This window comes from Nitrospirota bacterium (assembly GCA_016207885.1).
GTDB lineage: Bacteria > Nitrospirota > Thermodesulfovibrionia > UBA6902 > UBA6902 > JACQZG01.
Map to the genome: position 1 here is coordinate 1 of JACQZE010000010.1, position 24,065 is coordinate 24,065.

Genomic DNA, 24,065 nt, shown 5'->3' on the forward strand with positions numbered 1-24,065 from the left:
GTATATTCGAATATATTGAAATGTTCTATAATCGAATTAGAAGGCATTCAGCTCTGGGATATAAATCTCCGGTATCATTTGAACTGGAGGATATAGCAGCCTAACTAAACTTTGTGTCCGTTGAAGCAGGGGAACTTCATAATGCTGTCTTCTTCTATTGCAATCATGGAGGCATGTTTCATTTGCGAGTAACTCAACTTTTATATTATATTTGGAAGCAAAATCAACTAATCGTTCAATTTCTTTCATTTTTCTATTTAATTGATGCGAAATCACAACTTTTCTGATAGGCAGATGCAAGTATTCTCTTAATTGTTCAGGAGTATTAACGGCTGCAATTGTGGATATGTTTATAGGGATAGAAGGATATTTTGCATGAAAATATTCCATCAAACTTCTTTCTGAGATAGTAATGCTGTCAGGATTTAATGAGGCAATCAATTCCAATTGTTTATCAAGTCCTAAAACTATCAGATTTTGTATCGTTTCTGTTGTTGGGGCATTTAGTAAATAATTAAAATCAACTTTATTCTTTTTGCATAATTCTATATATTTTATTGCTTGCTCTATTGTTACATCTGGAAGATAAGCATTGCTTCTTCCGCTTCCAAAAGGTCCAATGATTTTTAGAGAATCATATACGGCAAACTGACCTTCGATAAGTTCCAACTGCTTTTTCAAAAGCTCATTGTCCCATCTCGAAGGTATTGATAGTTTCATTTTCACATAGCCTCACTTTGGGGAATATAACAATTAGTAGACTGCCAGCCGTATTTGCTGGAATATGAATATCATAGTTGTATGGGTAAGAAAAGGCAAGCACAAAATATAGTAGTGTGGTTAATAACTTAGCTTGAAGAATGGCTGTACTTGCTCCATAATAGCAGCAAATACAGCCGTCTGGATAACATGGATATTAAATATCCACGATATACGGCATTAAGATTAATCATGAAAGATCAGATACTACCGGATTTTCAGACGTTCCTGCTCTCGCGCAAGCTTGTCCCTGAAAAGCATGTGTCATATTATGCGTTCTGGGTCAGTAAGTTCCTGGCTTTTTCAAATACAAATAATAATCTTACTGATGAATTGAAGATTGAGGCGTTCAGGAATGACCTGATGAAGCAGGAAAAAATTCATGACTGGCAGGTGAGGCAGGCATATGATGCCATAAGGCTGTACACTGGTCATTTCCTGAATGCTGGTAAAGAATTGCCCGATGGAAGAAAGCATCCTGAGATTTCACAAATAATAAAAGAGATGCATAATGTGATTCGTATCAGGCATTATTCATATAAGACAGAACGAACCTATTGTATTCCTCTCCATTGAGGGGAGAGGGTAGGGTGAGGGTGATTAAATCAATGACAAAAGGGTTAACGCACCTTGCAAAAGACCTCAGGAAAAGATCAACTGATGTCGAGCAGTTATTATGGAGCCGTTTACGTGCAAGCCGATTTGAAGGTATGAAGTTTAGACGTCAGCACCCTATTGGGCAATATATCGCCGACTTTGTTTGCCTTGAAAGAAAGCTAATCATCGAATTAGATGGCGGCCAGCATGCTTTGCCGGAGGAAATCCTGAAAGACAGACAAAGAGATGCCTGGCTTGAAAAAGAGGGCTATACTGTTGTGCGTTTTTGGGATAATGAGGTTTTGAGTAATACAAGCGGAGTTCTTGAAGTAATAAGGAGGAGGCTTCATAGTACACCCTCCCCTCAATCCCCTCCCCTCAAGGGAGGGGAAGTAGCTGCCCACTCAAAATAAGAAAAGAATCAAACATTTGAAAGATGTAGGAGAGATTCATAATAAGGATATTCAGAAAGGATATGGTGAAGTTAATATGCCGGATGCCCTTGCCCGTAAATATCCGAATGCCGCAAAGGAATGGGCATGGCAGTATATATTCCCTGCGTCGCAACTCACAGTTGACCCTGAAGATGGAGTGGTAAGACGTTATCATATTCATGAAACTGTTATGCAAAAGAGTGTGAGGGAAGCGATGAAAAAAGCAGGGATTGTGAAACATGCTTCTGTTCATACATTAAGGCATAGCTTTGCAACGCATCTCTTAATGAGCGGTGTAAATATTCGGGAGATACAGACTCTCATGGGACACAAGCATGTGGAGACAACCATGATTTACACACATGTCCTGAGAGACGTATCAAAAGTGCCTGCAAGTCCGCTTGATGTGCTGTATAACAAGACTGAATTGCATCAGAAGTAGCACAAAAAATAAAACCTTCGGAACTGGATCTAAATACTATCTCCATTAACCGCGCCGATCTTTCTGAACTTGTCGTATCTCTCTTTGATGCGCATCTCAGGGGTTTTGTTTGAGAGTTCCTCGATATGGAGCAGTAACGCTCTTTTCATGTTCTCTGCGATCTCTTTGTGGTCTTTGTGCGCGCCTCCTGCGGGTTCGGGTATTATATCGTCGCAGACCCCGAATTTCTTGAGGTCTTCAGCAGTGATCTTAAGCGCTGCGGATGCTCTCTCAAAATCCTTCGGCCCTGTCTCGTTAGGGGCTTTCTTCCATAAGATAGCGGCGCATCCTTCAGGGGATATGACAGAGTAGATCGAATGTTCAAGCATAAGTATCCTGTCTGCGACTGAAAGGGCAAGCGCTCCGCCGCTTCCGCCTTCTCCGATCACGACAGAGATGATAGGGTTCTTCAATTTGAACATCATGTAAAGGTTCTTGGCGATAGCTTCAGCCTGGCCTCTTTCTTCAGCGCCGAGACCGGGATAGGCTCCGGGTGTATCAATGAAGGTGATGAGCGGCTTATTGAAACGGTCAGCGAGCCTCATTATCCTCAGCGCCTTTCTGTATCCTTCAGGGTGGGGTTGGCCGAAGTTCCTCTCGATCCTCTCCCTTGTGGTCTTGCCCTTCTGGTGGCCGATGACTACAACAGGGAATCCTTCAAACCTTGCGATGCCTGCTACTATTGCCGGGTCGTCAGAGAAGTTCCTGTCGCCGTGAAGCTCGACAAAGTCTTCCATCAGGAGCTTTATATAGTCAAGGGTATGGGGCCTGTCGGCATGCCGGGCTATCTGGGTCTTCTGCCACGGCGTAAGCTTTGAAAAGATATTGATCCTCAGGTCAGATGCCTTTTTCTCAAGCTTGCGTATCTCAGAGGTTATATTGACGTCCTTGCCGTCAGCGATGCGCCTCAGCTCTTCGATCTTGTTCTCAAGATCTACTACAGGTTTTTCAAATTCAAGGTAATTATGCATGGGTATAATTATATAATATTAATTAAGAATTGCGGAGCTTTCTCCAAGGATATTTTTTACTTCAACAAGCAGCTCGTTGGAAGGCATAATCTTGAAATCAGTTGAGAGCGTTGTCTCCCATTTCTCTGGAGATATGATCTTAAGGTATACATTGCAGTAGCCTGAATGTTTTGTGAATATATCCTGGAGCTTCCTGAGCCTCAGCGGTTCGGTATCGTTATTCATTACAAGGACAAGTGACCTGAATTTTTGTTCTGCCTGTTTTTCACGGCCGTTCCCCCTCGAAGCCCTTCCTGATGTTGAGACCGCCTTCAATGCCCCTGTGGTATCATTTATGGAGACGACCTCTTTGGCAATTACCTTCACGCCTTTGTCAGACTTGTCGATATGTCCTGCTATGACTATCGGCTCCTCCTGTGATAAAAGCTCGCTGCACTTTGTGTATGTGTCCGGGAAGACGACCGCCTCAACAGTGCCGTACATATCTTCGATAGTGAGGGCTGCCATCATATCTCCCTTCTTTGTAGTTATCTTCTTGATGCTTTGTACTATGCCGCAGATATTGACATCTTCCTTGTCATTGCATTCTCTTATTGATGTTGTGGATTTGACTGAAAGTTTGGCAAGCTGTTCCTTAAACTTGTTAAGCGGATGCCCTGATATATAAAAACCAAGCGCTTCTTTTTCCATGGTCAGGCGCTTTGACTCGATCCACTCCTCGACTTCAGGCAGGTCTTCAGCCGCAGGTGTATGCATGTCGAACATGCTCCCCTGCCCTGAGTGCAGCTCTTTCTGTGCCTTCATTGCGGAATCCATTATAGAAGCCAATGCTTCCATGAGCTGCGCCCTTCTGCCGAATGAATCCATGGCTCCTGCTTTTATCAGGCCTTCGATCACCTTCTTGTTCACCTTTCTTGAATCAGCCCTTAAGCAGAAATCAAAGTATGAAACGAAACGGCCGCTCTCTCTTGTCGAGATGATAGCCTCGATAGCCGAGCCGCCAACACCTTTGACAGCTTCAAGGCCGAAACGTATAGCCCTTCCCATGACGGTGAATTCCCTCTTGCTTTCATTCAGGTCAGGCGGAAGTATCTCTATATCCATATCCCTGCACTCGATAATATATGCAACGACCTTTTCAGTATTATCCATATCCGAACTCAGGGATGCTGCCATGAACTCAACAGGGTAGTGGGCCTTCAGATATGCGGTTTGGTATGCTATAAGCGCATATGCCGCGGAATGTGACTTATTGAAACCGTACTCGGCAAACTGAAGTATCAGCCCGTATAGTTTTTCTGCCTTCTTCTCGGATATCTTGTTCTTCTTCGCGCCTTCAATGAAGGTGTTCTTAAGCTTCTCCATCTCCTCAGGGTTCTTTCCGCCCATAGCCTTTCTCAGGATATCAGCCTGAGCAAGCGTGAAGTTTGCGATCTTGTGCGCGACCTTCATAACCTGCTCCTGATAGAGGATAATGCCGTGTGTCTCTTTAAGTATCTTGTCCAGCTCAGGCAATGAGAGCTTTGACAGAGAACCTGAAGTTATTGTCTCATTAGAAGATTCCTGGTCTTTCTTGCCCTTTATGAACTCATCCACCATTCCGCTTCCAAGAGGCCCCGGCCTGTAAAGCGCTACAAGCGCTATAAGGTCTTCAAAGACCGAAGGCCTTATCCTTACAAGAAGGTCTCTCATGCCGGAACTTTCAAGCTGAAATATTCCGGTGGTCTTTGCAGAGCTCAGGAGGTCAAATGTCTCTTTGTCATCAAGGGGGATATTCTTTATAGAAAAATGTCCAGCTCGCAACTTGTCTTCAGGCAGAAGATTGCTGTTGATTATCTTCTCAGCCTTGTCAATTACAGTAAGCGTCTTGAGGCCGAGGAAGTCGAACTTGAGCAGTCCCATATCTTTTATCGCGTCCATATCATACTGCGTGACTACGGCATCTTCGTTAGAAGCTTTGTAAAGCGGAAGGTAATCGGTCAGAGGTTCCGGTGATATAACAATTCCTGCGGCATGCGTTGAGGCATGCCTTGAGAGTCCCTCAAGCCTCTTGGCAATATCGATCAGTTTCTTTATGTCGTCATTTGTTTCGTAAAGTTCTTTCAGTTGAGGCTCTGCATTAAGCGCTTTGTCAATGGTCATCTTCAGGTCAGACGGGATAAGTTTGGCGACCCTGTCCACTTCAGCATAAGGCATGTTCATCACCCTGCCGACATCTCTTATTGCGCCGCGCGCCTTCATAGTCCCGAACGTTATTATCTGGGCGACATGATCTTTGCCGTACTTATTGGTCACGTAATCAATTACCTCTGACCTTCTGTCCATGCAGAAATCTATATCTATATCAGGCATGCTCACCCTGTCAGGATTCAGGAACCTCTCAAACAGAAGGTCGTATTTCATTGGGTCGATACCGGTTATGTCAAGGCTGTAAGCCACAAGGCTTCCTGCCGCAGAACCTCTTCCCGGGCCTACAGGTATGTCTTTGCTCTTTGCATATTTGATAAAGTCCCAGACTATCAGGAAGTAGGAGGAAAAGCCCATCGCATTTATCGTCTTCAGCTCTGTGACAAGCCTTGATGCGTATTCTTCCGGTATATCGCCGCCGAGCTTTTCCTTGAGTCCTGACTCGACAAGGCTCTTTAAATATGCGTCAAGGTCATCAGTATTGTCTGTGTTATACCTGGGCAGATGGAACTTCCCGAACTTAAGGTCAAGGTTACATCTTTCAGCAACCTTCTTTGTGTTTTCAATTACTTCAGGGTTATCTTTGAAATAAGCTTTTATCTCGTCAGGACTCTTGAAATAGAAGGAATTCCTGGAGAACCTCATCCTCTCCTTGTCGTCAAGGGTCTTGCCGGTCTGTATGCATAAGAGAGCGTCATGCGCGCTTGAGTCTTCTTTATTCAGGTAGTGGCAGTCATTGGTTGCGACAACCCCTATGTGGAGGTCTTTGCCGAGCTCTATCAATTGGCTGTTGATAATATCCTGTTCAGGAAGCTCGTTTGCCTGTACTTCAAGATAGAAGTTATCTGCTCCGAGGATGTGCATATAACTTAGCGCCGCTTCTCTTGCCTTGTCGATCATACCCTTATGAAGAAAGAATGATACCTCACCTTTAAGGCAGGCTGACAGGCCGATAAGCCCACCGCTGTACTGAGACAGCATGTCCTTGTCTATTCTCGGCTTGTAATAGAATCCATCGAGATACGCCTTGCTCACCAGCCGGGTAAGGTTTTGATAACCGTGTATATCTTTGCAAAGGAGTATAAGGTGAAACGATGTCTCTGCTTTTCCGCCGGCTGAATCCTTTTTCAGGTGGCTTTCAGGCGCGACATATACCTCACAGCCTATTATCGGCTTCAGTCCGGCCTTTGAGACCTTTTTATAAAACTCTATCGCCCCGAACATGTTCCCGTGGTCGGTAATAGAGATAGCAGCGAGCTTATACTCGAGGGCCTTCTCGATCATGTCATCAATTCTAATTGCCCCATCAAGCAAGCTGTAATGGGTATGGAGGTGAAGCGGAACGTAGCCGGAATGCATGATAGATTTTAGAATATCAGGGGTCTTTAGTCAAACAACGAAAAAGTTAAAATTTGAGAGTGAAAAGGCATATAATTTTAAAGGGAAAATCCACAACGTCCAACTTTAAATCTTATTTGTGATCGCTATTATTTCTTCAAGTTTTCTTTGCGCTGCTCCTGAGTCAATCGTCTCTTCAGCCTGTCTGACAGCTTCAAAAAAACCATCAGCATGGCCGCCTGCTATCAGGGCTGCGGCAGAGTTCATTATGGTAATGTCTCTCTTGGCGCCGGGTGAGCCTTTAAGTATATCAATAGTTATCTTTGCATTATCCTGAGCTGTTCCTCCGGCAAGCTCGGCCTTGCCTGCTTTCTTAAATCCTATATCCGAAGGAGACAAATAATAGGTGTTAACATCTCCGTTTTTCAGTTCGGATATTTTTGTGGCATCCGTATTTGTGATCTCATCCAGCCCGTCTTTGCCGTGAACGATAAAAGCATGCTCAATGCCGAGGTTTTGGAGTACATGCGCCATTGTCTCCGTAAGCGTGTCGCTGAATACTCCGAGCACCTGTCTCTTTGCGCCGGCAGGGTTAGTAAGCGGCCCGAGTATATTGAAGACGGTCCTTATGCCCATCTCTTTTCGCGGGCCGATTGCGTACTTCATGGCAGGATGAAAGAGCGGGGCGAACATGAAGCCGAACCCGGTCTCCTGAAGACAGCGCTCTACTTTTTCCGGAGCAAGGTCTATCTTTACTCCAAGCGACTCAAGAACATCAGCGCTTCCCGACCTGCTTGAGACAGAGCGGTTGCCGTGCTTTGCTACAGGCACGCCGCATGCCGATACGACAATGGCAGATGTTGTGGATATATTGAATGTATGAGCCATATCGCCGCCTGTCCCGCATGTGTCAACGGTATTGGCAGGTGCCTTTATGGCGGTCACCTTTTCCCTCATTATCATTGCGGCGCCTGTTATCTCCTCAATCGTTTCTCCCTTTAATCTCAGGGCGGTCAGAAAAGAGGCGGTCTGGGCGTCTGTCGCCTTGCCCTCCATGATATCCCTCATGGAATCAGCCATCTGGATTTTTGAAAGGTCTTTGCCCTCTATTAATAAACTGATTGCTTCTTTTATCATTGTGTCCTCCGGTCAAAGTATCACTTTTGGGATATGCTGATTTTATCACAAAAGAAGCGGCAAGGGCGATTATGGAAGTCCGACTTCCATAATTTATGAAGAGGGCGCTGTTTCCACTTTATCGGTTGGTACGCAGACACGGTTTCTGCCGGACTGTTTTGCGATGTAGAGGGCCTTGTCGGCGCGGTCAAGGATCTCCTTCCACTCGTTGTGCTTGTCATTTTCGTTAAATGCCGCAACACCGCAGCTTATGGTGAGGTAGCCTCTTTCGCAGCCTTTATGCTCAATCTTCAAAGACTCTATCGCCTGTCTGAGTTTTTCAGCTACAACTATTGTCTGAGACTTCTCCTGCTCATGCACTATTACGACTATCTCTTCACCGCCCCATCTGAATATGTCGTCAGACAGCCTTATGACTTCTTTCAATGTGTCAGCAACTTTCTTAAGGAGAATATCGCCTTCCATATGGCCGTATGTATCGTTATAGTTTTTAAAGTAATCGATATCGCACATTATCAGGCCGTAATTCTGAAGGTATCTGCACGCGCGGTGATGGGACTTCTTTATCGATTCATAAAAGGCATGGCGGTTCCCGATCTCCATGAGGGCGTCTGTCCTGGCTATTTCCTCCAGCCTTTTATTTAAATTGCCCAGTTCGTTATTCTTCTGTGTAAGTTCCTTTTCAAGGTTCAGAATTCTCTCTCCCGCCCTGACTCTGACCTTAAGCTCTGCAACATCAAAAGGTTTTGCAACGTAATCATCAGCGCCTGCCTCAAGCCCTTCAACTATGTCCTCTTTTTTGTCCTTGCCGGTAAGCAGTATGAAATAAATATATCCTGTTTTATTCAGGGCGCGTATGTTTTTGCACAATGTGACGCCATCCATTTCCGGCATCATCCAGTCCGCGATTATGAACTTGATCTCCTCTTTCAGGAATATTTCCCAGGCTATCATTCCGTTTTCAGCGGCTATTACTTCGTGACCCCAGCTCTTGACGGTCTTCTCCAGGAGTTTTCTTGATATGGGGTCATCTTCAACAACAAGTATCTTCATATTCGCCTTTTGTTATTTACATGCTCTCTGCAAATTTATTCAACGCGGATATTTCAGACCTGAGATTTTCAATAAGCTGCGTGAGTCCGGAGGAGATATCATTATCCCTGCCCTTGTGCTCTATTGCCAAAGCAAGGGACTGCACCTTTGTGGCGCTCAGGTTTCCTGCCGCGCCCTTTATGCTGTGCGCGTTCTTCTGCACGGCGTCCGCATCTCCCGATGCCGCGCCGTCTTCGATCGCCTTGATCTGGCCCGGCACATAAGAAAGAAACTCATTCACCATCTCTTTGTAAAAGTCTTTGTCATCGCCAAACCTGGCCATCGCGCTCTTCATGTCTACAGGTTGATCTGATCCAGGTTCAATACCGGCCTCTGAAGAGGCCTTTTCTCCGGCTTCGGGTTTAGTCATTTCACCGGCCATTTTTGTTATTATCGGTTTCGGGCTGATTATTTTGGATTTTACCCACTTGGAGATCTTGTCCAGCATCTCCTGTGGTTCAATAGGTTTTGATAAATAGTCGTCCATTCCGGCTTCGATGCAGCGTTCAAAGTCGCCTTTCAACGCATGTGCTGTCATGGCTATTATTGTTGTATGCATTCCATGTTTTTCTCTTAAGCGGATCTCGTTTGTGGCTTTGATGCCGTCCATCTCAGGCATCTGTATATCCATTAAAACAATATCGTACTTTTTCTTGTCCAGAGCCTCAAGCGCCAGCCTGCCGTTATCCACAATATCAACCTGATACCCTGCTTTTGTCAGTATTTTCTGCGCCACTTTCTGGTTGACCGGGTTATCTTCAGCAAGCAGTATATTTACGCTCTGGTACTTTGTGTCTCTCAATGTATGGCTGGTCACGATCTTATGCCTATGGGCCGATTTATCCCGTTCTTTTCCGCTGAGCACAGCTATAATTGTTTCCAAAAGCAGAGATTCCTTGACAGGCTTGATAAGGTAGCCTGAACAACCTATATTCCGTATATCTGCGACATCTCCCCTCGACCCCAGCGATGTCAGAATTATTATCTCTGTATCCCTGATCTCAGGAGTGTTCTTGACGATGACGGTGGTGTGCTCACCGTCCATTCCCGGCATCTGCATGTCAAGCAGCATGACCTTGAAAGGGTCTTTAGCTATAGCAGCTTTTTTGAGTTCCCTGATCGCCGCAACTCCGCTGTCGACCGATACGGATCTGCAGCCGTAGTTCTGCAGGGTCTTTTCGAGTATCAGCCTGTTGGTCTTGTTATCGTCTGTTATAAGCACCTTCATTCCCTTAAGTTCCGGAGCTGTCTCATCAATTGGCATGGGCTGGATATCTTTCTGTTTCTTGAGGGGAAGACTGAACCAGAACCTGCTTCCTTTGCCCGGAGTTGTATCAACGCCTATCTCTCCGTTCATGAGTTCAACCAGTTTCTTTGATATGGAGAGCCCCAGCCCGGTACCGCCGTAGATGCGCGTTGTGGAGCCGTCTGCCTGTGAAAACTCATCAAAGATCATATCCAGCTTGTCTTCAGGCAGCCCTATTCCGGTATCTGAAACAGAGAAGAGAATATTCTCTACATCATCGTTCTCTTCGAGAAGTTCCGCCCTTATGACCACTTCTCCTTTTTGAGTGAACTTGATGGCGTTATTGCCCAGGTTCAGCAGGATCTGGCGTATCCTCGCAGGGTCGCCTGTCAGCAGTGAATCCACTTCATGATGGACCATGCAGGCGAGTTCGAGATTCTTTTCAGATGCCTGGAAGGCGAGGGTTTCGGCAACACCTTCAACAGTAAGCCTCAGGTTGAACTCTATATTCTCTATCGGCATCTTCCCTGACTCGATCTTTGAGAAGTCGAGGATGTCATTGATTATGTTCAGAAGGGAATAAGCGCTCTTTTTGACTATTGAAAGAAAATCATACTGTTCATCCGTGAGCTCGGTATCCAGCGCCAGAGAGGTCATGCCGACGATAGCGTTCATGGGCGTGCGTATCTCATGGCTCATGTTTGCAAGGAATTCCGATTTTATCTTGTTTGCTTCTTCAGCCTTGATGCGCTCTGATACAAGATCCTTGTGCGTGCCCTCAAGGATGAACATCATATTATTGAAGGTCTCGGTTGTTTCATAAAGCGCGTCTGCCGTGGACATCTTGTAAACATCACACTGCTCGCATCTGCCGTACTTCTGCGCGAACTGTCCCTGTACCTCGCCGCCGCAGTGTGTGCCTGCCAGCTGCCAGCATCTCACATGCTCTTTTCCGTAAGCAGGGCAGTCTTCTTTCCCGCACTTTTTATATTCCCAGCAGGTGGGGATATAGGGATTATGGACAGGTTTGTATTCATGAGTTGTAAAACCTTTTTTTAGCTCAACCTCGTTAATGATCTGAGAGAAGGTGTCAAGCGCGTGGTGAAGGTTTCCTCTGTCAGCCTCAAGCTTCTCGCGTGTATCCATAAGCACCGCTTCCACTGATTTGCGGTCGGTGATATCCTTGGCTATTATTATTATGTCTGTGATATCGCCTTTGTCATCTTTCAGAACAGAGCCTGAAAGGATGGATGGTATTGAGTTATGGCTCTTTGTCTCGCAGGATGTCTCATATCCCCTGACAATGCCTGTATCAAGGAGCATGCCGAAGAAATCAGCCTGCCTTTCCTCTTTCCCTGACTTGCCGCACAGCATGCCGAATTCATTGCCTATCAATTCGTCCTTGCTGTAGCCGAGGAGGTTGAGCGCCGCATTGTTAACTTTTTTGATCCTGCCTTTGGAATCGAGTATGACCATGATGTCGGCGATAGACTCAAGAATATCGTCGAGATGGCTTTTTGAGACCACGACTTCGGAAAGCCTCTGGGTCATCTTATTAAATGCGCTGCCGAGTTGTCCGATCTCATCATTTGAGGCCACATCAACCTTTTGGCTGAGGTCTCCGTCAGCAACAGATTGAAAAATATTCACAAGGGTTTTTACCGGCCTGGAGAGCGCATTTTGCAGCAGGAAAGCAAGCAGAATGCCGGATAATATTCCAATTGAAGCGAAAACCAAACTGAGGGTTTGTGACCGCTTGCCTTTAGAGATGATCTCTTCCATGTGCCTGGTGATCTCCACGCGCACATTGTTTTTAAGTGTCAGTACATTTTCATGTGCTGAATGTTCTGTTTCAAGAAGTACCTTTTCCCATGAGCGCACGCCTTCTCCGGTCCTTCTCATGGCAAGTTCCTGAGAATACGCAACCATTGCGGTTCTGTATTTCCTTAATTTTTCAATAAAGGAGTTGAGCATCACCCTGTCCTCTTCATCGACAAGAGTGGAAGCGATGGCTTCGGAGTCATTAGTCAGCTCTTTGATATTCTTCAGCAGCGGCTTAATGTCGGTATGGCCTTCAATTACATATACGGTGAGCTGTCCCCTTATATCAACAAACCTTGTTAAAAGTCCATCTACATCTCTGAGATTTTTTCTGTGCCCTTCTTCCAGGGAATTCAGTTCCCGGTTCATGTACGAAGTGTGGTAGATGTCGAGCAGGCTGATAACTGCGATGATGAGTACGAGTATTCCAAGGCCGATATAGCGGAGGGCGCGATTTGATATATGTAATTTATTCATATTTATTTAAATATCAGGAAAAGCGGTTCGGATATTCTGCCCTGTCCGTACCAGTGAGCTGCTTTCTTGTCAATAGGCTCTCCGTAGAGGCCCGGGATCGATATTCCAAAGAGATATTTCTTCCCGGATCTGGGATTGAGCAGGATGTCATCGCTGTGGCCTGTATCAAGTTTGCGCCCAAACTCGACAGTCCATACACCCTCTTTCCAGGTTCCTTTGGCAAGTATATCTGCCATACTTCCTGAGGGCTTCAGATGCAAGAACTGGTCTATCATATCACTCTTGTAACCGGTGAGTATTATGTTCTGGTAGCTGGGGTTGCCTTCATCAGACATTCGCAGGAGATAACGTTTTTTTCCTGTCCTACTCACAACCTCCTGTGATTTGTTCTGAGGGACTGCTGAGATAATGTCATACTTGTCATCAGCATACCCGCTCGGGTCGGTGCGGTTTGCCTTCCAGTACCATATGTCGGCAGTATAGTCATCATCCGAAAAGCTGGAGAGGTCGACTTTATGGTCCATCATATTCCATTTGATGGTAAAGGTATCTTCTCTCTGCGGGCCGAGTATGTATGACTCCATCTCCTTGTCCCAGACCCATGGTTTATGGAGCCTGTCTTCTGTGGCATCAGGATAACTGAGCAGAAAGTAGATCATATCATCAGTGTAAACGCTTTTGATCGTTACATCTGCTTCTGTCCGGACATCTTTTACCTTATAACTTTTTATCCCTTCCCAAACCTTGTCATTGAAAACTCCGTCAATGGCAGGGGACTCCTTGACTTTGGTAGAGATGATGTCTTGTGAGGCAAGGGCGGTTCCGAAGGAAAGGATTAGTGCTGAGGTGATCAATAAAGATGAAATAATACCTTTCGTTTTCATGCTCTCCTCCATTGGATCAAATGATAAGCTTCATCCATATATATGTGTAATTATATTCTTTCTACATATGATTAAGCTACTCCGGCAGTTTGTTGAATATCGGGAGAGATATGCAAGCAGAAGGTAGAAGGTCAGGCATTGAGCTTTTTTAAAAGCCATGCCATGTTCTCGCCCAGTTTCTTCATGGTTTCAATCCCTTCGCTGTCATCTTTGGCCTCCCCGGGGTTTCTTCCGATGCCGATGTTCCAGTATTTTGAGCCCGGGATCACCATCTCTCCGATAAGGAAGAAGTAGTTTAAAGAGCTGAAGACATGGGAAGCGCCGGCGCGCCGAACAGCGACAACAGCGGCTCCTGCCTTGCGCTTTAACATATTATCATTGGCGCGCGCTACCATGCCTGCTCTTTCTATCAGCGCTTTCATATCCGCGGAGACATCGGCAAAATAGGTGGGTGAGCCGAGTATGATGCCGTCAGCCTCAAGCATCTTTTCGATGCATTCATTTGCTATGTCATTATCAATGCTGCATCTCTTGTCTTTTTTATCGAAGCACTTAAAGCATCCAATGCATCCGTGGAGCGGCTTTCCTGCCATCTGGTAGAGTTCGGTCTCGATGCCTTCTCTGCTTATCTCATCAAGGACAGAATTTAACAGTATCGCAGTATTCCCGTCTTTGCGCGCGCTCCCGTTAAAGCCGATGACCTTCATCACTTGGCCTCAGGTTTTTCTTCAGCATATTTTTTCAATAGCTGCCTGAATTTATTTGCGGCGTCAGGGGCCTTTATGCTTTTGCCGTTCAGGATATCTCTGGCAGATACAGATTCATTATTGTAGAAGTACCTGTTTGAATCTTCGTCGATGCTGAGAGCAGAGCCTTCAAGCGCAAGGCCTGCGAAAAGTCCCCGGCTTCTTGAGTATGAGAATATCTCAGCCTTCAGGTATAGATCGGTGCTCATCTCAGCCTGCCGTCCTACAGGGCCTGCTGCGACAGCCGCGTCCGCGCCGAGGGTGAACTTGCCGTTTATTATCCCTTCAATGCTCTTTTCGCTCTTGAATATCAGGATGACATCGCTTGACTGCGCGCCTATCTGGAAACCAAAGCTGCCGCCGGTGAGTGTTATGAACGAGGGGTTACTCCACTGCCCGTTATCGCCTTTTGTCACAAGGATTCCGTGCCCGAGCCTTCCGCCCAATACGAAACCGACCTTTATGACACCGGGGATAACTGCCACGCCGTAGGCGTTATTAAGAAGCGCGACGGGAAGGCCTTCCTCAGGTATCTTCATGATCTCTGTCAGGACAGTTATCGCATCCTCAACCTTCTTCTCTTCTCTTGTCTCGGCCTGGGCCGGAATGATGCCGGAAAGCAGAAACAGGGCGCACATTACTGAAAGGACAACTCTCATTCTTTTCATTTGTCATCTCCTTTCTTTAATAGATTACAAAGCTGGTTTAACACGCCTGACAATATCATTCTCTCTCACTCCGTCAACTGAGGGGATCGACACGATCTCTTCGTTCCTGCCCACATCCACAGGCCTTCCTCTGTCATTACATATATCATCCACCAAAAATGATCTCTCTTCAAGCCCTGTTGAGAGGAATTCAACACTGTCTCCTGTGCTGAGATTGTTTCTCAGCAGGATATCGGTCCTGCCGTTATGAACAGATTTTACAATGCCGACAAGGTCATGGCTCATTCTGTAGACATTCTCTTCATCATGGTTGTAATCTTCATCAGGCTGCTTGCCGAGGAACATGCCTGTTGTATAACCCCTGCTTGAGATCATTGAAAGTTCCCTGAGCCATCTCTCCTGCACATTGTAGGGACGATCCTTCAGGCTGTCAACCGCTTCCCTGTAGGTCTTGATCACTCCGGCAACATAATTAATGCCCTTCATGCGCCCCTCTATCTTAAAGCTGTCGATCCCTGCGTCGGCAAGCTTATCAAGGTGCTCTATCATGCAGAGGTCTTTTGAACTCATCATGTATGTGCCTCTCTTGTCCTCATAAACTGGATGAAATTCATCAGGGCGTTTCTCCTCCATCAGCGCATAATTCCACCTGCAGGAGTTTGTGCATTCTCCATGATTAGCGGGCCTGTTCGCGAGAAAGCTGCTGATGTAGCACCTCCCTGAGTAAGAGATGCATATGGCGCCGTGGACAAAGCATTCAAGCTCGATTGATACGCTGTTGCGTATCTCTTTTATCTCATCTATCGCAAGCTCTCTTGAAAGGACGAGCCTCTTTGCCCCGGCCTTTTCCCAGAACAGGGCGGTTTTCGGGTTTGTGATATTTGCCTGCGTGCTTATATGGATCGGGATCCCAGGCGCGGTCTCTTTTGCCATCTCAAAGATGCCGAGGTCAGAGATGATTATCCCGTCCGGTTTGGCCCTTTTCAGGAAGATTAAATGATCTCTTATCGGGGATATATCTCTGCTGTGAGGGATGATGTTCGCAGTGATATATATTCTTTTGCCTTTTTGATGAACCAGCTCAACGGCCTTTATCAGTCCATCTTCATCAAAGTTGCCGGCCTTTGCCCTGAGGCTAAACTCTGAAAGCCCAAGGTATACCGCGTCGGCGCCGTAGTGAAGCGCGGTTATCAGTTTTTCAAAGTTGCCGGCAGGAGCCAGGAGTTCGGGTGTATTCATGGAAGCTCATATCTTGTGAACTGCCTACTCTTTGGTCCATTCCTGCAGAGTCTCTATTATCTTCTTCGCCTGCTCTTTGCTGGAGATATTGAACTTTGACCTCTGGCTATACACCCCGTTGGTCTTCTGGTAACGGCGGATACTGTATTTCTCTTCTCCGAACGCCTCGTTCTTCTTGTCCCACTGCTGGTATCTGAACATCAAGGTCGCCCACGCGCCTTTTGAAAGTATTACCTTGTCGAGTTCCTTGACGAGCTGGACGTTGTCCTCTTCATAGTTCATTGTTAAGTCATTTACATCTTCAGCACCCATGGCATTCTCCTTTTTTGTTTTATAGAATTATATGCTAAAAGCGGGGTTAATTCCAAGTTGTAGGCGGATACAAATAAATACGGCACGAATGTGGGACGCATGATCCACTCGTTCACATTCATCTGGTTGAAAAATCTTATCAGCTTGCGATAGCTAACTTCTCAGTCTCTTGATCAATCTTGCGCAAAACCGCTTGAATAGCATCAACTTCTGTTTCTTCAAAATACGCTTCGCCGCACTGATTGCATACCCATGCAGGAATGGCATCAAACAGCAAGTGATAACCTTTTCTGTCAATATGAAAAGGCGCTGCCTTTCTTACCATTGCTCCTTGACAATAAATGCATTTCATTTGTTTTTCCTCTCTCTTAAATTATCTTCCCACTGTTCACGGTCAGGAAGATATGCTGTTATTATTGCAAGATAATCTTCTCTTGGAGAACAAACAACATGTATTGCCCGTTCTCCGTCTCCATAACCAAAAATCAAACAACTATGCCCTCTGGCGTCTTCCGGATAATCCTCAATAAGTTCACCGTTATTGATTACTCGATGAACTTCTGATGTACTGATCATTCTGTCTGGTCGTGACATCTGCTGAATTGCATGTGGTAAAAATAATAACTTCTTCCCAGCAGATCCACGAACAAGTTGAATCAAATCTTTCTGTGCACTCACATATAAACTATACTCTTAAAGCAATGGTTTCTTCAATATTTATTTCTAAATCTTCAATCTGCAATTAGAGAGAATATCGCCGTAACGCTCTGCCTTTAACGTGTATTTGTTATGGGTGTTTTTCAGGGTCTTGTCTGTTATCAAAAATAGAATGAATTACTATTTCATTACCTTCTATGGAATAAAATATTGAAAAAGGAAATCTTCTAATGACACAGCCTCTTAAACAGGCATATAATGTTTTGTACATCTCTGGAAAAGCGAGGATGTTATTTAGCGATACCTCAATACAGTCGAGAAATTCAAAACCAAGTCCTCTTCTCTGTTTTTCGTACCATTCAAACGCTAATTCAAGGTCGTCTTTAGCCCTGTCTGTATAGCGCAGGATCATTTATATTTATCACGCAGCTCTTCATGAACAGTTTTACAATCATGAAGTTCCAGTTTTCCATTTTTATAATCATTGTATCTTTTGTCTAATTCGATTTTTTGCCATTCCGGCATTGGCAGCACTTCATTGTTTTGAGCAATAGCATCCCAAATATCCTCAACTAATATTAGTTTTTCTGACAAGTCCAATTTATCTATTTCTTTTACGATTTCATTTGGTCTCATTATGAACACCTCCTATGTAAAATTATACAGTATTAATGTCCCTCCATAACGCAATAAATCAGCAGTGAACGTTCCTCTGGAGCGAGCGGTTAGCCATTAAGCAGTTATTTGCATGAGCCCGTAACAATTCCAGCGCCACCCATAGACGATGAGACAAAAGGCTTCAAAGCACCGTCACGAAACTCTTGGACTTCCAGAAGTTGATACTGCTCTCCGAAATCTGCCGTGGCCTTGAAGGAATTTTCTTTTGACCCTTTGTTTACGACGCGTGTGGACTTTGCCATTAAGGTTGGGATGACCTCGCCGATAATTTCTCCAGTTGATCGGGACACAGAGAACGAACTGCCCTTCATGTCTTTTTCCCACGCCGAGATTTCCAGCGCCCCCTTAGTTGATAGGGAATACACATGGACGACTTCGCAGGTGTAGGCGAGGGCGCCTGCCATAGCATTATTGCCCAAAGACAGAAACAGTACGGCGACTACGACTTGTACGAAGCGGATCATCGGTTCCTCCTTTAATGGTTAACAATTATACCCAGCCGTATTTGCTGGAATAAGACATTGTAGTCGGTGTGAAATGAAAAACACAAGCACAAAATATAGTGGAATGACGGAAAAGTAAAAGCATGATTATAAAATCCCATCTTTTGCTAAAGTTGGGGAAAAAATGGAAACAAAATTCTATTTACAGAGCAGGGCATCGTTAACCGCTTTAATGATATTTTCCTGAATCTCATTCCATTGTTTATTATTACCCAGTGAATATTTCTGATTGACCTCAAGCTCGATTCCAAGATAATGTTTCTGCGGAAAGTTTTTTCTGAAATAGGTCACAAGCCCGTCTGTCTTGCCGAGGTAGGGATAATTGCGGCGGACGACGAGGCCGGGGTTTGAGACGCTGAGTGCTTTCTGCAAGCGGATACAGAACTCTTTTTCTTTTGTTCGTAAAGGGTCATAAAGTAGTCCGATGTCAGCATTACGCTTTACACCATTTAGCACAGGCGTGAAGGTATGAACCGCTATATGCAAAACATTTTTGCCCGAATGAATTTTGTCTGCAATAACTGATTCGATTACATTACGGTAAGAATGGTAGTATTTTTTAAGGATATCGGCTCTTACATTGCTGCCGGACTTTCTGCTTATATCAGAAAAGAGGTTCGGATGCTTCAATGACCGGTTCAGGTCAACAAGCAGGCGTGTTATTTCAGAGTAATAACAGCGCACACCGAGATATTCTGCAATCGCTCCTGCGAGTTCATATGAGCCGATATCAAAACCTTTATGGCTATTCAGCAGCTTTTCTTTGCCCTTAAAGAGATGCACGTATTCCTGAGGCACAAGATTGCCGCCGTGTTCGCACGAGATGATTATCTCAAATTGTTTATTCATTGAACACCCTGTTTTCAGCGAGGCATTCGCAAAGTTTTTCATATACTGTTTTCAGCCGTTTATGTGAAGGTTTTTTGCCAAGCGACTTGAGTATTCTCTGTGATAGAGTTCCTTCTTCTGTAATGATTTTCAGGATATTTTGAGATTCGACAGAAATTGGGTATTTCTTGCCGGCTTCCATTATAAGATGCTTCCACAATTCATTTGCAGTAGCTTTTGACTCAGGGAATCTGAACATCTTTAGATAACGCGTATTCTGAATTACCGCGTTTCCGCTATCGCGTATGGTGCTTTTAAAGACCGGAAGCAATGCATTCACTCCCCATACTTTCTGTTCTTCATAGCTTGCCAACTTCTCAGCCACAAGAAGTTTTAAGGCCGATATGACTATCTCAGCTATGGCGATATCAGCTCGCGGGCACTCCTGCGTATCCGCAATTCGTATCTCCATCGCGTTTCGCTCGTAACGGGGTATTGCTCCCCTTGAATTGAGCCATTCATTATTTAGGATATTCTCATCATCATATTTAGCTATATCCTTGTACATTTTCCCCAGTATCTTCTCTCTGTATTCAGCCTTTGTGAAGACAGGTTCAGGGATTATCTTTCCCATGATTGACGGAACCTTCCTTTGGTTCCGTGCATAATGCAAAAGGCGTGTATCCTGCAAGCCGGTGATCTTTCCTTCAACAACCGGCGAGCTGGCAGCAAGCGCAGGGATCATCGGAAGGAGAAGACGGACTGCTGCATGAAGCCTGCCTAATTCATCATCGCCTTTGAAAGAGAGATTTATGTGCATGCTCTGGACATTTGCCCAGCCGTGCCTCTTGCAGTTGAATATCCTGTCATAGGTTTCGTACACACTATGGTAACGGCGCGCCCAGAGCTTTGTCTCTTTCCGTGGATTCATCCAGGGATGCATGGCAGAGGGCATGAGCATTCCGCCCATCGGTCTGAGAATATTATTGATGTCTGTTATCTGTTTATGAAATGATTTTGAAAGCCCTTTGAGAGAGGGTACGGGTTCATTGTTCTTGATCTCCATGACATGAGAGACAAGCTCGTTCGACCATGCCATGCTGCCGTTGTAATGATCGGTTGTGTAACGTCCGGCAGCAGCGCGCAGCACTGCGTCAGATATCGGCATGACATCAAGCGTTTCACAGTCTGCGATAATATATTCCAGTTCAATGCCGAAGCCTTCAAAGAGTTTCAGTCTATTCGCAGCCACAGGTTAATACCACGTCTCCTTGCGCTGTTCTATCCTGCGCAATATGACGCGCATGATCCTCAGGTAAAGTTCTTCCTTGAGTATCGCGTCCTCAACACCATAGTCGATATTGGGATTGTCATTGACTTCGATAATGTAATACTTATCGCCATCCTGTTTTATATCAACACCGTATAATCCGTCTCCAATCAGGTTTGCGGCACGGAGCGCGGCACGGATGAGTCCTGTAGGCGCGTGCTCCACAGGGATCGTTTCAGCCCTGCCGTCTTCTGTCTTTAAACCGTTCGGGTCGCGTTTAATTATCTGCCAGTGTTTTTTAGCCATGTAATATTTGCATACGAAAAGAGGCTGACGGTCGAAGACGCCGACACGCCAGTCAAAAGGCGTTGAGAGAAATTCCTGGGCGATGATAAGCTCTGAACGGTCGAGCATCTTCCCTACATTCAGCCTCAGGTCTTCCTCGGTCTCCACCTTTATCACACCCTGCGAGAATGAACTGTCCGGCTTTTTCAGTATGCAGGGCAGGCCGAGCATGCTTGTTACATGTTTTGCATTTTCACGGTGAACTATGACCGTCTTTGGCGTAAGCATTCTGTTGCGCTCAAGCAGCTCCGCGAGAAAGACCTTGTTTGTGCATTTAAGTATGGACTCAGGATCGTCAACAACAACCAGCCCTTCTGCCGCAGCCTTGCTGGCAAAGCGGTATGTATGATGCAGCACGCTTGTGGTCTCGCGGATAAAGAGCGCGTCAAACTCGCTGAGCCTGCCGAAATCTTCCCTGTCGATAAGTTCAGCCTCCATGCCGAGCGACTCGGAAGACCTTATGAAACGTTCGATAGCCTTCGGGTTTGAAGGCTGTTCTTCTTCGTCTTTATCAAAGAGTATCGCGAGATCGAATCTCGGCGCCTTCTTTCTGGCGGTGAACTTTCGCCTCTTCTGGAAATACTCACCTGCGGCTTCAACCACAAAAGCGCGATGCTCTTCAGGTATGTCGTTCACTGCGATCGGATTGATATTCTGTATCTGCCATTTCTGCTCTTTGTCATTAAAGACAAAGATAGCCCGCAGGAAAGGTGACTCAAAAAGCTTAAAGAGATGAGTGCAGAGCGGGTCATGCCTCTTTGCCATATTCCGGCCGAAGTAGATGCTGAGCACAAATTCGGTTGACTGTATGGGCGCAAGGCTCTTCTGGATAAGCTCTTCCAGTTCATCTGAAGCAACGCGTATGATGGTCTGGGATTTCAGGTCCTGTATCGTGCTGATGCTCGGTATGGGCTTGTGCCCTCTTGCGGCCGCAAGCAGCGAGACATAGTAGCCTGTGCTCTGATAACGGTAGGACCGGCAGAGATTGAAGACCTTCACGTCGCGCATCGCGGCATAGCCGGGATCAGTAAGATAGGTCTTTGCAGCGACAAGTTCACTTCCTTCAAAATGAATGGGAAGATCATGTGGGTCATTGACTACAATCAGTATTGCCAATCTTCTTCCTTACTTTGCCTTTTTCGGTTCGATGATGAGCAGGTTCGCGTCATAGGTTAGAACCCCGAGAAGGACTGAACATAAAACCCTGTCTATCGAGATCATATAATGGTGGCTTTCAGAATACGGATTCGCGAGAAAAGGGTCAGCCACCATGACGGTGCGCTCCTCTCTGTTATATCCGTTCAACACGACAAAATGCCCTGCCGGCTCTCCCTTGACATCATCCCAGTCGTTCAACTCTCCTAACTCTCTTGGGCTCTGATAAAGATAGGTTGAACTGAGGCCGGTCAAGATCGGGGCAGCCCGGTTAAGGTATTTTCTGATAAGCGCCTTGGTCAGGTCTTTTAATCTGAGCTTGCCGCCAAGCTGTAGAAATTCAAGGAAGCCCTCTGTCGCCACATGAAGTTTGGGAACATTCTTTGCCGACATCTGCGCTTTCAGACGTTCCTGTATATCCGGCCCGTCTTCCGTAAACCATGTCGGGTCAAAGATGTTGAGGTTGTATGTGTAGATCGTTGCGGTATATCCGCGGTTCAAGGCGTGGCATGCAAGAAATACGGCAAGTGTGCCGCCTTCTTCAAGATATCTGACCTCTTTGACAACCTGATCCAGCGAAATATCGTCTCCGAAATAATTATATACCGCGTGCAGGCATGCAGGGCCGCATGTTGTTTCGGTGGGCTGGGCTAAGATATTGAAATCAAGGCTTTGTTTCACTTGCTGAAATAGGTCATATCATCACCTTATTTTCGGGTCGATCACACTGTTATTATATAACTTAAACTTGGCCAAAAATCAATTTAACTTTTTTCTAACTGTCTCAGTCAGATCTCTTTTTGAAAGGTATCAGGTCATACACAAGCCCTATTGTAGGCGTTGTGCTTATGACCTTTAAAAAGAGCTTGGAATATGGGATATGCTCAACCTCCCTGACCTCTCGCAGCTTCGGAATGAAGATGAACGAGGCTATGTACCTGATCAAGCAGCTCACAACGAATACCAGAAGGTACTGCGACTGGAACAATTGATTGTAGCGGACTATCAGGCTGCCTGTCATAGAGCCGGCAAATATGGCGATGCCGTTAATAACATTGTAATATGCGATGCCGGTCGCCCTTTTTTGAGGCGTTGTCGTGTCAAAGATGAAATTAAATGATGCTATCTCAAAACCTGCCCAGACAAAACCCGCGTAAAACTGGACTCCTATGAGATACCAGACTTCACCGGAAAAGACCCAGAGAAATGGCGCCAGAGGCATTAAAAAACCTGTCAGGCTCAGGACCTTTCTTGTTCCGAACCGGTCGGACGCCTTGCCCCAGACCGGCATGAAGATCAGTTTCGAAATGATGGCTGCCGCAATGATGATGGTATATGTCGAGTAGCTGAATTTCAGGTCGTTCAGCATATAGGGGGTAAAGAACGGCGCTGACATATAGACACATGCATTCATTAAACTAAGGTAGAGCACAAATGTGCCGTAGTTTCTGAACCGCGCCTGCCTGATGAACTCGATAAAACTGAATTCTGCTGATTCAGGCACTTCATACAGCGGCTCGTACTTTTTTCGCAGAAAGAAAAATGAGGCTATCCTGGAACAAAGAGCAAGTGAGAAGATCGTGATAAAGCCGATATACTGCATTTCAGGCGTGCTTGAGAAATTCTGAAGGATGCATCCTCCTGCCATGTAAGCTGAGAATGTTGCGAATCCGGTTATCTTGTTCCTCTTGCCGAAGTAAGCGCCCCGTTCATTTTCATTCACAAGGTCTCCCATCCAGCTGTTCCATGCGGGGCTCAGGATCATGCCGAACAGCCAGTAGAGGCATGCAAAGAATATCAGATGCGCGATACGGAATGTTCCGAAGAAGAATACGAGGGATATCGGAATGTACATTAAGCCTTGCAGCAGGGCCGCTGCTGAGACGAGATTTTTCCGCGACCTGAAGAGCCTGATAAGACTGTTGGAGTAGAGCTGTGAAAGTGAACCTATCAGCAGAGGCATGGAGCTTAACAGGCCGAGGCTTATATTGGTTGCTTTGAGAAAGACCGCAAAAGGGGCTAAAAAAGATTCACCGAAACCTATCATCGACGCGGCAAAGGTCCCGTCAATGATAGAGTAATGAAGGCTCCTCTTTATCCTGTCACTGCCGTTAGTCTTCATATCCTGCTTTCCATAAGCGAAGCAATGCGGGGAATAAATTCAGCTGTTAAATTTATTGCAGTGCTGATAAATATAATATTTGTTATTGCTTCCGGTCAAATTTCATATATAATTCATT

The 24,065-nt window shown here is 45.6% G+C and carries 24 protein-coding genes; 4 read left to right on the forward strand and 20 right to left on the reverse strand.

All coding sequences use genetic code 11. The features are described from left to right. The 4 genes from HY807_07035 to HY807_07050 form a co-directional block, all read left to right on the forward strand. Positions 1-104 (forward strand): IS3 family transposase (locus HY807_07035; GenBank protein ID MBI4826162.1); only part of this gene is annotated, 104 nt, incomplete at its 5' end. Between the two features lie 847 nt (positions 105-951). After that, positions 952-1,335 carry a hypothetical protein gene (locus HY807_07040; protein MBI4826163.1) on the forward strand — a complete coding sequence of 128 codons (384 nt, stop codon included), beginning with the start codon at positions 952-954 and terminating at the stop codon, positions 1,333-1,335. 32 nt (positions 1,336-1,367) lie between these two features. Further along, positions 1,368-1,769, forward strand: a complete 402-nt coding sequence (locus HY807_07045) for an endonuclease domain-containing protein (GenBank protein MBI4826164.1) — start codon at positions 1,368-1,370, stop codon at positions 1,767-1,769. A gap of 16 nt (positions 1,770-1,785) precedes the next feature. Then, positions 1,786-2,232 carry a tyrosine-type recombinase/integrase gene (locus HY807_07050; GenBank protein ID MBI4826165.1) on the forward strand — a complete coding sequence of 149 codons (447 nt, stop codon included), beginning with the start codon at positions 1,786-1,788 and terminating at the stop codon, positions 2,230-2,232. Between the two features lie 29 nt (positions 2,233-2,261). Here HY807_07050 and HY807_07055 read toward each other — a convergent pair whose 3' ends face one another. The 20 genes from HY807_07055 to HY807_07150 form a co-directional block, all read right to left on the reverse strand. Next, on the reverse strand, positions 2,262-3,242 hold the full coding sequence (locus HY807_07055) for an acetyl-CoA carboxylase carboxyltransferase subunit alpha (GenBank protein ID MBI4826166.1): 981 nt from the start codon (positions 3,240-3,242) through the stop codon (positions 2,262-2,264). Positions 3,243-3,260: 18 nt separating this feature from the next. Then, on the reverse strand, positions 3,261-6,788 hold the full coding sequence (locus HY807_07060) for a DNA polymerase III subunit alpha (GenBank protein ID MBI4826167.1): 3,528 nt from the start codon (positions 6,786-6,788) through the stop codon (positions 3,261-3,263). 105 nt (positions 6,789-6,893) lie between these two features. Beyond that, positions 6,894-7,904 carry an anthranilate phosphoribosyltransferase gene (gene trpD / locus HY807_07065; protein ID MBI4826168.1) on the reverse strand — a complete coding sequence of 337 codons (1,011 nt, stop codon included), beginning with the start codon at positions 7,902-7,904 and terminating at the stop codon, positions 6,894-6,896. Between the two features lie 93 nt (positions 7,905-7,997). Then, the gene (locus tag HY807_07070; protein ID MBI4826169.1) at positions 7,998-8,957 is read right to left on the reverse strand and encodes a diguanylate cyclase; all 960 of its coding nucleotides are present in this window, start codon (positions 8,955-8,957) and stop codon (positions 7,998-8,000) included. 16 nt (positions 8,958-8,973) lie between these two features. After that, a complete protein-coding gene (locus tag HY807_07075) occupies positions 8,974-12,540 on the reverse strand; it encodes a response regulator (GenBank protein MBI4826170.1) in 3,567 nt (1,188 codons plus the stop codon). Positions 12,541-12,542: 2 nt separating this feature from the next. After that, positions 12,543-13,424 carry a hypothetical protein gene (locus HY807_07080; GenBank protein ID MBI4826171.1) on the reverse strand — a complete coding sequence of 294 codons (882 nt, stop codon included), beginning with the start codon at positions 13,422-13,424 and terminating at the stop codon, positions 12,543-12,545. A 131-nt stretch (positions 13,425-13,555) separates the two neighbouring features. Then, the gene (locus HY807_07085; protein MBI4826172.1) at positions 13,556-14,131 is read right to left on the reverse strand and encodes a flavodoxin family protein; all 576 of its coding nucleotides are present in this window, start codon (positions 14,129-14,131) and stop codon (positions 13,556-13,558) included. Beyond that, the gene (locus HY807_07090; GenBank protein MBI4826173.1) at positions 14,131-14,838 is read right to left on the reverse strand and encodes a lipid-binding SYLF domain-containing protein; all 708 of its coding nucleotides are present in this window, start codon (positions 14,836-14,838) and stop codon (positions 14,131-14,133) included. The genes HY807_07085 and HY807_07090 overlap by 1 nt, the downstream gene beginning before the upstream one ends. Before the next feature lie 24 nt (positions 14,839-14,862). After that, positions 14,863-16,077 carry a U32 family peptidase gene (locus HY807_07095; GenBank protein ID MBI4826174.1) on the reverse strand — a complete coding sequence of 405 codons (1,215 nt, stop codon included), beginning with the start codon at positions 16,075-16,077 and terminating at the stop codon, positions 14,863-14,865. A 24-nt stretch (positions 16,078-16,101) separates the two neighbouring features. Further along, positions 16,102-16,389 (reverse strand): hypothetical protein, encoded by a 288-nt coding sequence (locus HY807_07100; protein ID MBI4826175.1) that lies wholly within the window; start codon positions 16,387-16,389, stop codon positions 16,102-16,104. A 139-nt stretch (positions 16,390-16,528) separates the two neighbouring features. Continuing rightward, positions 16,529-16,741, reverse strand: a complete 213-nt coding sequence (locus HY807_07105; GenBank protein MBI4826176.1) for a YgiT-type zinc finger protein — start codon at positions 16,739-16,741, stop codon at positions 16,529-16,531. Then, a complete protein-coding gene (locus tag HY807_07110) occupies positions 16,738-17,067 on the reverse strand; it encodes a DUF4258 domain-containing protein (GenBank protein ID MBI4826177.1) in 330 nt (109 codons plus the stop codon). Before HY807_07110 ends, HY807_07105 begins: the two co-directional genes overlap by 4 nt. A gap of 109 nt (positions 17,068-17,176) precedes the next feature. Next, the gene (locus HY807_07115; GenBank protein ID MBI4826178.1) at positions 17,177-17,458 is read right to left on the reverse strand and encodes a type II toxin-antitoxin system RelE/ParE family toxin; all 282 of its coding nucleotides are present in this window, start codon (positions 17,456-17,458) and stop codon (positions 17,177-17,179) included. Next, positions 17,455-17,682, reverse strand: coding sequence for an addiction module protein (locus HY807_07120; GenBank protein ID MBI4826179.1), 228 nt, complete (start codon positions 17,680-17,682; stop codon positions 17,455-17,457). Before HY807_07120 ends, HY807_07115 begins: the two co-directional genes overlap by 4 nt. A 104-nt stretch (positions 17,683-17,786) precedes the next feature. Beyond that, positions 17,787-18,188 carry a hypothetical protein gene (locus HY807_07125; GenBank protein ID MBI4826180.1) on the reverse strand — a complete coding sequence of 134 codons (402 nt, stop codon included), beginning with the start codon at positions 18,186-18,188 and terminating at the stop codon, positions 17,787-17,789. Between the two features lie 177 nt (positions 18,189-18,365). Beyond that, positions 18,366-19,076 (reverse strand): N-formylglutamate amidohydrolase, encoded by a 711-nt coding sequence (locus HY807_07130; protein MBI4826181.1) that lies wholly within the window; start codon positions 19,074-19,076, stop codon positions 18,366-18,368. Then, positions 19,069-20,307 carry a glutamate--cysteine ligase gene (locus HY807_07135; protein MBI4826182.1) on the reverse strand — a complete coding sequence of 413 codons (1,239 nt, stop codon included), beginning with the start codon at positions 20,305-20,307 and terminating at the stop codon, positions 19,069-19,071. Before HY807_07135 ends, HY807_07130 begins: the two co-directional genes overlap by 8 nt. A gap of 3 nt (positions 20,308-20,310) precedes the next feature. Beyond that, positions 20,311-21,786, reverse strand: coding sequence for a RimK family protein (locus tag HY807_07140; protein ID MBI4826183.1), 1,476 nt, complete (start codon positions 21,784-21,786; stop codon positions 20,311-20,313). A 9-nt stretch (positions 21,787-21,795) separates the two neighbouring features. Continuing rightward, positions 21,796-22,506, reverse strand: coding sequence for a C39 family peptidase (locus tag HY807_07145; protein ID MBI4826184.1), 711 nt, complete (start codon positions 22,504-22,506; stop codon positions 21,796-21,798). Positions 22,507-22,609: 103 nt separating this feature from the next. Then, complete coding sequence (locus tag HY807_07150; protein MBI4826185.1) at positions 22,610-23,947, reverse strand: MFS transporter; 1,338 nt, start codon at positions 23,945-23,947, stop codon at positions 22,610-22,612. Between the last annotated feature and the right edge of the window lie 118 nt (positions 23,948-24,065).